Source organism: Azospirillum sp. B4 (assembly GCF_000333275.1).
Classification (GTDB): Bacteria; Pseudomonadota; Alphaproteobacteria; order Azospirillales; family Azospirillaceae; genus Nitrospirillum.
Genome location: NZ_BACU01000257.1, coordinates 1 through 11,282 on the forward strand (window position 1 = coordinate 1; position 11,282 = coordinate 11,282).

The following is an 11,282-nucleotide window of genomic DNA, read 5'->3' on the forward strand; positions in this document are numbered from 1 at the left end:
CAGCGTTGGCCCAGCTGTTTGAGATCAAGCTGGTGCCCCAGCGCTGAGTTATCCCTCGCCCAGGGCGGCGGACAGGCGGTGGAGACGGTCGCGCAGGTCGGCCAGATCCCGCAGGGTCACTTCCTGTACATCTCCGGACAGGCGGCACAACATGGCGCCGGGGATGGCCACGGCCTTTTCCCGCAGCGTCCAGGCCGACGGCATGAGGTCGATGAGCACCCGTCGTTCATCCGATGGGTCACGCCGGCGCGCCAGCAGGCCCGCCGCCTCCATCCGCTTCAGAAGGGGGGTCAGGGTACCGGAGTCGAGATCCAGGCGGGCGCACAGTTCCCCCACTGTCAGGGGAGCCCCTTCCCACAACACCATCAGCGTCAGGTATTGCGGATAGGTCAGGCTCAGGGCGTCCAGCAAGGGGCGGTAGGCCCGGGTGATACGGTTGGTGGCCTGATAGAGGGCGAAACACAGCTGCCGGTCCAGGTCCAGCGGGTTGCCGGGGCCGGCGGACGCGGCATCGGGGCCGCAGGCGGCGACGCCCTCCAACGGCTTGTCGTCATCGTTCAGGGGTGTGGTCATGGCGGCTAATAGGGACAGACCTTGGCGGTGGAGGCAACCGACGTTTCGTCCGCCCCCGGGGAATCACACCTGCAGCACCTCGACCTTCACGCCATTGGGGCCGGTGATGCCCTCGACCCCGCTTTTCAGCTTGGACAGGAAGGTGAAGTTGATGCCGTCGCGGCCGGCCAGCAGGGTGGTCAGCTTATGGCGCGGCAGGTCGACGCGGCGGGACAGGTCCTCCATGTAACCGCCGCCGCGCAGCGACTTGACGGCATCCGCGGATAGCTCCGGATCGACGTACAGTTTGCCTTCCTTCCGGGTCAGGTACAGCGTGCCGGAAGCGCCGCCCGCGCCCGGAGCCGGCAGGGCGGCATCGTTGGGCCCGCGCAGATAGGCCCGCACCGTCTGTTCCTGGCGGTCATTGGTGAAGTCGCGCAACGCCGGCGCCGACTGGGTGATATGCAGCGCCAGCACGCGGGACCGGGCGATGGCGCCCCCCAGGCGGCCATAGCCCGCCATGGCCGCCTCGTACGCCGCCTCCACCGCGTCACGCTTCAGCAGCGGGGCCGCCGCCTCCCCGGCCGGCGCCACGTCCGCCAGCTCGGCGGCGCGCTGGGCCTCGACGTGCAGGCGTTCCAGGTCGGCCACGGCCTGCGCCACCTCCTGCCCCGTCACATCCAGGTGGCTTACCCACTTCTCCATGACGTAGCCGGTGCCCAGGCCCATGGGCTCATCCCGGTCCACGATGGCCTGCAACACCGGCTCGACCGAACGGATGTGCAGTTCCGTCACCGTCTGGCGCAGTTGGGCCAGGCGGATCAGCGTGGCCGGACGCTTGGTCTCATCCAGGCTTTCCCCGCGTGAGGCCAGCACGGTGATGAAGGACAGGGTGTCGCCCACCTCCACCCACAGCTTGCGGAAGGCGTTCAGCTCCTTGGTGCGGGCCACCATCTGACAGGTGCGCTGCAGTGCGGCGACAGACTGCTCCAACTGCCGGATGTCGCCGATGATGCGGGTGTAGAGCTGGCCCTTGTCGGGCTGCTTCTTCCAGGGATTGGTCGCATCGGCACGCAAGGTCGGGGGAACTCCAGGGGGTGGATTGGCCGAACCGCCAATACCAAAGGAAATACAAGGGATGGTATCAGGCGGACCCAGGCCTTCCCAATCCTATTGACCGCGCATTCGCATAGGGTCAGGGCTACCCCGGCGCGAACGGGCCGACGCCGGCCGTCCTTTCGGGCACGGACCAAGCCCGGCCGGACTCGCGATGCTGGAATGACGCCCCCGGAGTATGGCCCCACACCGTTTCCGCACCGCAGCGTGACGGAGCTGGCCGGGCGACCGCGTATAATGATCATCCAGCCGCTGGGACCCGGGTGTCAATTCAACGAAATCGTTTCGGAACCGATCCCATTGGCCTGGCGGGCTGACGCGCACGAAATGACTAGGCCACCAGGACAGGCGGCGGCGACTGGGGTGGATGGCGCCACCGGCGCGCAAAATCCTGTCGGAAAGGCCCCGTTTGCGGGAAAGCTAGTCCCATCAACATTTTTGGTCGCCGTTTAAGGTGACAGCGCCCCCGCCAGCGGGTACATCGACATCCAAGCAATACGCGGGGCATCACATCATACCGGTAGCGCCAGGGCGGAAACCGCCCGCCACCGGTTGGGACGAGATACGGGAGAGGTGGTTTTGAGCCTTTGGACGAAGAAGACTATCGACGAGGCCCGCACCGACGGTGACGGCGACCAAAGTAGTCCCACCCTGGCGCGCAGCCTGAACGCCTGGAGCCTGACGGCCCTGGGCATCGGCGCCATCATCGGTGCCGGCATCTTCGTCCTGACCGGCTCCGCCGCCGCCCAGTACGCCGGCCCCGGCATCGTCCTGTCCTTCGTGCTGGCGGCCACGGCCTGCCTGTTCGCCGGCCTGTGCTATGCCGAGTTCGCGGCCATGGTGCCTGTGGCCGGCAGCGCCTACACCTACGCCTACGTCACGGTGGGCCAGTTCCTCGCCTGGATCATCGGCTGGGATCTGGCGCTGGAATACCTGTTCGCATCGGGCACCGTGGCCGTGGGCTGGTCGGGATACTTCGTCAATCTGCTGAAACAAATCGGCATCGTCATTCCACCAGCCCTGACCTCCGCCCCGCTGACGGTCGTGAACGGCTTCCACTTCGAGACCACGGGGGCGCTGATCAACCTGCCGGCTGTGGTGCTGGTTGGTGTGATCACCACGCTGCTGTACATGGGCATCCGCAATTCCGCCCGGGTCAACGGCGCCATCGTGGTGCTGAAGCTGCTGGTGGTGTTCCTGGTCATCGGCTTCGGCCTGTTCTACGTGGTGCCGGCCCACTGGTCGCCCCTGATCCCCCCCGAGGTGGTGGACGACAAGGGTTCCCACTACGGCTGGGGCGGCGTGTTGCGGGGCGCCGGCGTGATCTTCTTCGCCTATATCGGCTTCGACGCCGTCTCCACCACGGCGCAGGAGGCGGTGCGGCCGCAGCGTGACATGCCCATCGGCATCCTGGGCTCGCTGGTGTTCTGCACCATCCTGTACATCCTGATGGCCCTGGTGCTGACGGGCCTGGTGCCCTACACCGAACTGAACGTGCCCCACCCCGTGGTCGTCGCCATCGAGAACGTTCGGCAGCTGCACTGGCTGGCCCTGCCCGTGGACATCGGCGCCGTCGCCGGCCTGACCACCGTCATGCTGGTGATGATGCTGGGCCAGAGCCGCGTGCTGTACGCCATGTCGCGCGACAAGCTGCTGCCCGCGCCCCTGGGCAAGGTGCACCCCACCTTCCGCACGCCCTACGTGGCGACGGTGGTGACGGGCGTGCTGGCCGCCGTGCTGGCCGGCCTGTTCCCCATCAACATCCTGGGTGAGCTGGTTTCCATCGGCACGTTGCTGGCCTTCGCCATCGTCTGCGTCTGCGTCCTGGTGCTGCGCATCACCCAGCCGCGGATGGAACGCCCGTTCAAGACGCCGCTGTTCTGGCTGGTCTGCCCCCTGGGCGTGCTGGTCTGCGGCTACCTGATGTACGGCCTGCCGGGCGACACCTGGCTGCGTCTCATCGTATGGATGGTCATCGGCTTCGCCGTCTACTTCGGCTACAGCCGCCGCCGCGCGGCTTGATCTCGGGCTGCGACGTGAATCGAAAGGGCCCGGGCGGTACGATCGCCCGGGCCCTTTTCATGTGCGTTCAACGCCGGGCGTAGCTGCCCAAGGGACCGCCGGTGGCGGCAGGCCATCCGAAACCCAGGACGGCCATCAGGTCGGCGGCCCCCGCGTCGTTGACCAACCCCTCGGCCAGGGCCTGCACCACGGCTGTCCGAACCGCCGATAGCAGGCGCTGGCCGGCATCGGTCGGGGCGGGATCGTCCGGCGGCCGCTTCAGGGCCGCCAGCACCAGAACCGCCCCCTCCTCCCCCACCAAATCCGTCACCGTGGCATAGCCCAGGCGGCGCGCCAACGCCCACGGCCCTTCCGCCAAGCCCGCGGACCGCGCGGCGGCATCCACGTCCGCCGCTCCCACGGTGGGGCCCATGTCGAGCCCAGCGCGCAGATAGGCTGCCGCCAGCCGGGCGAGATAACGGCCCTCGCCATCCTCCACCCGAAAAGGCGTGCGCCCCAGGCGCCGAGCGGCGTCCACCGCGATGGACAAGGCGGGCGCCGACGTCGCCGGTCCCGCCACCACCTCCGCCACACCGCCTTCGGCCGGCAGGTGCAGGCCCACCAGGCGGTCCGGCCAGGTCAAGCCCTGGGCCACGGCGCCCACGCGCAGGCGCGGCCCCGTCAGGGCCAACAGCGTATCGTCGCCCAGCACCGCTTCCGCCCGCGCCAGCAGGGCGCGCTTCGTCGCCAGGTCCTCGCGCGTGGCGTCGAACAGAATCTCGATCTTGCGCCCACCCAGATGCTCCGGGCTCATTTCCTCCAGCTCCTCGGCATCGGCCACGCCGTGCACATCCAGGCCAGCGCGACGCGCCGCCAGGGCCACGGCTTCGGCCGCCGGCCCCCGGCCCAGCACCGCCACGCGCGCCAGTTCCGCCGTGGGCAGCGCCGGCCGCCACGCGGCCTTGTCCGCCTCCCCCTTCGCCACCACCAGGGTGCGGACCAGCGCCGCCACTTCCCCCCGGCGCAACAGGCCGGCGGCCAGGGCCCGCTCCAGGCCCAGCCCCTCGTCCAGGGACAGGCTGAGGCCCTGGCTGACCGCCGTCTCGATGGCGGCGGTGGCGGAGGCCACGGCGATGGGCTTGCGTTTGTGGGCGACGATGAAGGGCGGTTCGCCCCTGTCGGCCAGGCGGCCGCGCACCCAGGCGAGCGCTGCGGAGCGCACATGGGACGCCGGCACCACCTCGTTCACCAGTTTCAATTCCAGCGCCGCCGCCGCCGTCACCATGTGCCCACCCGACAGCAGGTCATGCGCCCCCACCCACCCCAGCAGGCGGGGCAGGCGCTGGGTACCGCCGGCCATGGGCATCAGGCCCAGGCGCTGGTCGGGAAAGCCGTAGCGGGTGGCGGGATGGTCGCTGGACACACGATAGCCGCAGGCCAGGGCCAATTCCAACCCGGGCCCCAGGGCCGAACCGGTCAGCGCCGCCGCCACGGGCTTGGCCGCCCCCTCCAGCCGCCGCAAGGCATCGCCGTAGGGGGCGATGGCGGCCAGCAGGCCGTCGTCCGACAGGCCGGGCGCCGCGTCGGCCAGCGCCAACAGGCCCAGCGGCTCCCGTCCCAGCAAGAAGTGGCCCTTGGCCGACGTGATGATGAGGCCTCGCACCTCCTCCCGCGATTCCAGAACCTCCGCCAGTTCGTCCAGGGCGGCGATCAGGGCGTCGTCCAGCAAGTTGGCGCGGCCCGGCGCCTCCAGCGTCGCGATGGCGATGCCGTCGTCTTCCAGACGCAGGTGCAGGGGGGTGTGGGTGGCGGTCATCGCGCCACTGTGCCCAGCCTTCCAACCGCCGGCAAGTCGCAAAAGGACGCGGAAACGGGCGCCGGCGGTGATGCCGCCGACGCCCGGTACCAGAACCCAACCGCCTTGATTGCGTTTAGAATTCGCAGGTCACGCCCCACAGGAAGGTCCGCCCGCTGGAGGTGTTGACCTCGATGCGATGGGCCGCCAAATCCGTGAACTGCACGATATGCTCATCGGTCAGGTTCAGGCCTTCTAGCGTGACCTTGATATGGGGGGTGACGTTGTAGTGGGCGGAGAAGTCGACGTTGTTCGTCGGCTCATAGCCCTCGCCGACATTGCCGTTGCCGCCAATGCTGTTCAGGTATTGCCCGCGATACGCTTCGGAGATGCGCACGCCCCAGGTCTCGGTCTCATAGTACAGCGTGGCATTGGCCGAGAAACGCGACAGGTTCACCAGCGGCAGGTCCACCGTCTTGCCGCCGATGATGGCGGGGGAGCTGCCGTCGGCGAAGGTGCCGTTGGCCAGCATGCCCAGATGATTGAACGGTTCCGGCAGGAAGTCGAAGTCGCGCTGCACCGCCACTTCCACACCGGTGATGCTGGCGCCGGAGACGTTCACCGGCTGGGACACGTTGTAGGGGATGCTGCCCGTCTGCCCCGGAAGCAGGAAGGACAGCGGGTAGCCGGTGGCCGAATAAGGCTCCACCACCGTGGTGGAGCTGATGAAGGAGTTCAGCTTCTTATAGAAGGCGCCCACCGACACATAGCCGACCTTGCCGTCGTAATATTCCAGGGAGCCTTCCACCGCGTCGGCGGTGAAGGGTTTCAGGTTGGAGTTGCCGATGGTCAGGCTGCCGCCGAAGGGGGCGGTGGTGATGGTGCCGGCGGCGGCCAGATCCGACAGGGCCGGGCGGCTGATGTTACGGTTGGCGCTGACGCGCGCCACCAGGTCGGGCTCCACGTAATACGCCAGGTTGGCCGACGGCAGGACGCCGCTGTAGGTGTGCGGCACCGACACCGCCGTCAGCCTGCCGCCGGAATTGATGGAGCCGGCGGAAACCAGATCGGTGGAGTAGTAGCGCACACCCGCATTGGCCTTCAGCCGGCGGTCGAAGACGGTGGTGTCCAGGTCGTATTGGACATAGCCGGCCTTGGTCTCCTCGGTGACGCGATAGTCGGACCCCGGCGACAGGAAGGCCGCCGTCATGATGTCGCGCGTCTGCCCGATGTACTTGTAGATGCTGTTCACGTCGCCGACGATGTAGGGCACCAGCGTGTCGTAGGGCACCAGGTACTTGGCATCGGCCGGCACCGCCCGGTCGGCGGGGACGTTGTAGAAGACCTTGTTGTTGTACTGCGCGCCCTCGTCCTCGAACTTCTTGTATTCGAAGCCGGCCTTGATGGTGGAGGATTCGGCCAGGGCGTATTCGACGTCCAGCTTGCCGGTCTTGTAGGAGTTGACGATCTTGTTGGCCTGGGAATCCAGGCGCATCAGGTTCCACAGAGACGGGTCGGTGGGGTCGAAATTGTAGGTGTTGACCGGCATGGTGGTGCGGTCGTCGAAGCCGATGCCCTTGTTCTTCGCCTCCAGGAACACCTTGTCGAAGTGCGGCAACTCATAGTCCGACCGCGAATAGCCCACCATGCCCTTGACCAGCAGCCGGTCGGTGACCTGGTCGGAGCCGTGCAACGCCATCTGGTAGAAGTCGGTGCTGTCGGTCTCGGTGTTGTATTCGTTACGCATGTCCACGCCGGTGTAGCGCGCGGCCACCAGGGTGTTGCCCTGGATGACGGCCGATTGCAGGATCTGCGTGCCCGAGACGTTGCCGGTCAGGGCATTGCTGCCGCCCGCGGCCATGGCGTAGTTCTGGCGGTCGTTGGTCAGGCGGCTGTACAGGGCGTCAAAGCCCAGCTTCAGGCCGCTCTCCGGTTCATACTGCAGGGCCAGCGTGCTGCCCAGGCGGGTACGGTGGTCGAACCAGGTGGAATAGGTGTCGGCCTGGGGGGCATAGATGGTGCCGGACGCCATCTTGGCCGCGTCCTCGGCGCTGACACCCGGGCCGATGTTGGCCGGGTTCACCTTGATCTGGTTCCAGCCCCAGTTGCGGTAGCCGTACTCGTTGCTGTCGTTGGTGCTGTAGGCCACCGACACCAAGGCGCCGAAGTCGCCCCAGCGGTCGGAGATCAGGCCCACCACGCGGGGCGTCACGCTGTCGGTGTTGCTGTTGTTCTGGCCCTTGGCCGAGAACACGGCCTTGAAGCCGTCGTAGTCGAAGGGCTTGGCGGTGCTCAGTTGCACCGTGCCGCCGATGCCGCCCTCATCCTGTTCGCTGGCGTAGGATTTCTGGATGGTCACGCGGTTGAACAGCTCCGACGCGAACAGGCTGTAGTCGAAGCTGCGGGTGCGGCTGACGGCGCCGCGGTTGTCCATGCCCGACGCCGTGTTGCCCAGCACCTCCATACCGTTCAGCTGGGTGCGGGTGAAGTCCGGGCCCAGGCCGCGCAGGGTGATCTGCCGCCCCTCACCGGAATCGCGGTTGATGGTGACGCCAGGCACGCGCTGCAGCGATTCCGCCAGGTTCAGATCGGGAAACGCGGCGATGTCTTCCGCGACGATCACCTCCTCCGACCCCACGGCGTCGCGCTTGATGGCCTTGGCCTGGGCCAAGCTCTCGCGGAAGCTGGTGACGACGATCTCCTGCAGGTCATCGTCTTCGCGGGCCTGCGGCTTGGGCGCCGCCGGTACCTTGGCGGGCTGCGCCAGTTGCAGCACCACAACGGTGCCGTCGTCGGACGACACCACCAGGGGCGTACCCTGCAGCAGGGTGGCCAGGGCCTTCTTGCGGTCCAGCTCACCATGGATGGCCTGGGTGGTGATGCCCGTCAACTGGCCCGCCGGCGCCACGATCTGGATGCCGGCCTGCTTGGCGAACATGGGAATGGCGCTGACCGCCGGCTGGGCCGGCAGGTCGAAGCTGCGCGTCTGCGCCACGGCCGGCGCGCTGAGCGCAAGAACAAGGGACGCCGCGCCGCAAAGCAGCGCCGGTCGCAAGAACTTAGACATTATCACTGACTCCCCACCAATATCAGTGCGGTGATTGGCTGAAGCGGGGCGTTCAACGCCCTCACGTTCCTTAGATTATTCTCGACATCAAACCAAGCCATCCGTAATGAAAGTTTTATATTTGTGCGCCTTGCTCTTCATTTTTAAATGAGGGGGCCATTTCAACTTGATGGCACCGGCACGCCATTCCGCTTACGCCTTATTTATAAAGGATGAGGAGATCCCCTTCCCGTTTCATCTTGATGCGCAGTCCCTGGGCGATGGCGCGGGCGAAGCCTGCAGGGTCGGTGGCGGAGAACAGGCCGGAGATGCGCTCATGCGCGGGCGCGCCCTTGACGGTGATCTTCTGCGCGGAATAACGGGCGAATTCGGCCGCCGCCTCCGCCAGGGTCACGCCTTCGAAAGACAACAGCCCCTCCCGCCACATCAGGCTGCGGCTCAGGGCGCCGCCCGGCACGTCACGCAAGGAGACCTGCATCTCCTCAGCACCGGACACGCCATGGCCAATACGCACCTCCGCCTCCTGGTTGGCGGTGACGTACGTGCCGCTGGCGGCGCCCGTGGAGGGCGTCCACAGCCGCTCCAGCGTCTCCCATGCGCCGGCGGGCGGGGTTGGCAGTGGCAGTTCCACGGCCACCCGGCCACTGGTAACCTGCACCCGCATGCCGCCGCCCTGGTCCGCCAGCCGCACGGCATAGGCGGTGCCCACGGCCCGGGCCTGCGCCTTGGGGCCCACCACGACGAAGGGGCGCTGCGGGTTCTTCGCGACCTCGAAATAGGCTTCGCCACGCAGCAGGCGCACCTGCCGGCAGTCCTCGCGGTAGTCCACTTCCACCACGCTGTCGGTGTTCAACGTGATCTGGGAGCCATCGGGCAAGGAAATGCGCCGCACCTCCCCCAACTCCGAGACATAACGACGGCCTGGCGCCGGCGGTGGACGGCGGATAAGGAATGCCGCGCCCGCCACCGATGCCAACGCGCCAGCCAGAAGCGCCCGGCGGGGCATCCCCCCGCCTGGCCAGTTGGCGACCGTGGGTGGCAGCGGGCGGCGCAGCATGCGCATGGCCAGCTCCACGCGCGGGCTGACGAAGTAGGCCTGCGCGCGGGCGAACGCGCCGACACAGCGGGTATCGCTTTCCAACCACGCCGCCAGCTCGGCCTCTTCGGCCCCTGTCAGCGCGTCGCCATCCAGGCGCGCGACCCAGCGGGCCGCCACCTCATCAATGGATTTTGCGCTTGGCCTGTGCGTGATCACGCTCCACCAACCCTGTCTTCTTATTATCCGCCACCTTCGAAGCACCCTGGCCGCCGTCGCGGCTGAACTGAGCCAGCAGCAGCTTGATTCCCCGGGCGACGTGCTTCTGGATGGTGTGCTCGGAGACGTTCAGGCGCCGTGCGATTTCCTGCTGCGACAGCCCTTCCACCCGGCGCATGACGAAGGCGGCGCGTGTCTTGCGCGGCAGGGCGTCGATTGCCCGTCGCACCTGCTCCAGTTCGAACCGGGCCAGCACCGTGTCCTCCGGCGAGGGCTCGTCCATCACCGTCTCCAGCGTGCCGATATCGGCCACGGCGGTGATGGGCACCACGCGGGAACGGCGCAGTTGCTGGAGGATGACGGAGTAGGCCACCTGGAACGCATAGGTCTTGGGATCGTTGATGGCGTCGACCGACGCCTTGGTGGCCAGGATGGCGTAGGTCTCCTGCACCACGTCGTCGACGTCGAAATGCAGGGACGCCTTCCTTTGCCCTTGAGCCAGGAGCGCAACGCCGGCTCATGCGGGACGATGTTCACGGCCAGCCAGTGGGCCCGCTCGTCCGCTATCCGCTTCGCTGATTTCAACATCGGTCCCGCGCCCATTCAAGCTTCGGGCATTAGATGCGCGGCGCTGATGAACCAAGCCATCTGTCATGAAAATTTAGGAATTGGCCGCTGAGCGCGGCCCGGGGCGACATAACCATCCCCGGGCCGCGAACGGCCTTATAGTGGAGGCCTTAGTGGCTGGCCCCCACCTGGGATGGGCCGGCCTGAACCGTCTCCGCCAACGTGGCGATGAATGACTTGATGTTTTCCCGCACCGCGCCCTCGCTGGCGATGCGCCCCCGTTCCACGGCGACCAGCGCGTCAGAGAAATTGGCGGTGTAGGACGCTTCGATCAATTTGTTCATCGTCAGGCTCTTGTCGTCCAGCCGCGTGACAACGTAGTGCACCTTGCTGGTGACGGTGACATCAAAGCCGGCCCAAGGGAGATGCAATTCGACAAGTTCCGCGTTAACGCTGTATTTGGCCGCCCCACTGGGCGCGATCACCGCTTGCAGGGACAGCGATTGCTCCAGGGCCTGTTTGAACTTGTCATTGTCGACGGTGGTCCCCCATTTCCGATTGTTCTTATCGCCACCAATGACTTCCGTCACCTGCACTGCCGCGTGCAAGGGCGAGGTGGCGGCCACGATATGTTGTGGATCGAGAGGCGCCGTCATGGCCCCGACGCGCGGGCCGGACCCACACGCCGACAGCGACGCGACCACGGCAACAGCCACCCCCAAGCGGATAACCCTTAAGGTATTGACGAACAAGATCACACCCCATACGTTATATGCATTCTTGCCAACGGTGCGAATATGAAACCAAACAACAATAAAGCAAACGGTTTTTATTTCTTGCGTTCACCGCCCATAAATATAATGTTCGCCTCCGCATTATTGATCGGGCTCAGCGCTTGTGGTGGACGCGTCGCCAATCCGGTGAAGGCG

The 11,282-nt window shown here is 66.7% G+C and carries 8 protein-coding genes; 1 reads left to right on the forward strand and 7 read right to left on the reverse strand.

All coding sequences use genetic code 11. The annotated features are described in order from the left end of the window. Positions 1-48: 48 nt before the first annotated feature. The gene (locus I55_RS10815; RefSeq protein WP_083901012.1) at positions 49-573 is read right to left on the reverse strand and encodes a MarR family winged helix-turn-helix transcriptional regulator; all 525 of its coding nucleotides are present in this window, start codon (positions 571-573) and stop codon (positions 49-51) included. Positions 574-636: 63 nt separating this feature from the next. Further along, complete coding sequence (locus I55_RS10820; RefSeq protein WP_044560560.1) at positions 637-1,629, reverse strand: hypothetical protein; 993 nt, start codon at positions 1,627-1,629, stop codon at positions 637-639. Positions 1,630-2,241: 612 nt separating this feature from the next. On the opposite strand from I55_RS10820, the gene I55_RS10825 reads away from it, so the two are divergent. Next, positions 2,242-3,690 (forward strand): amino acid permease, encoded by a 1,449-nt coding sequence (locus tag I55_RS10825; RefSeq protein WP_083901013.1) that lies wholly within the window; start codon positions 2,242-2,244, stop codon positions 3,688-3,690. A gap of 67 nt (positions 3,691-3,757) precedes the next feature. Here the strand turns inward: I55_RS10825 and I55_RS39000 are convergent, their stop codons facing one another. From I55_RS39000 to I55_RS10850, 5 genes are all read right to left on the reverse strand, one after another. Beyond that, positions 3,758-5,485: an enoyl-CoA hydratase-related protein gene (locus I55_RS39000; protein ID WP_044560561.1), complete on the reverse strand. Its 1,728-nt coding sequence runs from the start codon at positions 5,483-5,485 to the stop codon at positions 3,758-3,760. Between the two features lie 115 nt (positions 5,486-5,600). Beyond that, on the reverse strand, positions 5,601-8,531 hold the full coding sequence (locus I55_RS10835; RefSeq protein ID WP_049974017.1) for a TonB-dependent receptor: 2,931 nt from the start codon (positions 8,529-8,531) through the stop codon (positions 5,601-5,603). A 199-nt stretch (positions 8,532-8,730) separates the two neighbouring features. Then, positions 8,731-9,786: a FecR domain-containing protein gene (locus I55_RS10840; protein ID WP_159107162.1), complete on the reverse strand. Its 1,056-nt coding sequence runs from the start codon at positions 9,784-9,786 to the stop codon at positions 8,731-8,733. Further along, positions 9,752-10,288 carry an RNA polymerase sigma factor gene (locus I55_RS10845; protein WP_044560562.1) on the reverse strand — a complete coding sequence of 179 codons (537 nt, stop codon included), beginning with the start codon at positions 10,286-10,288 and terminating at the stop codon, positions 9,752-9,754. Before I55_RS10845 ends, I55_RS10840 begins: the two co-directional genes overlap by 35 nt. 235 nt (positions 10,289-10,523) lie before the next feature. Next, the gene (locus tag I55_RS10850) at positions 10,524-11,105 is read right to left on the reverse strand and encodes a hypothetical protein (RefSeq protein ID WP_148293674.1); all 582 of its coding nucleotides are present in this window, start codon (positions 11,103-11,105) and stop codon (positions 10,524-10,526) included. Between the last annotated feature and the right edge of the window lie 177 nt (positions 11,106-11,282).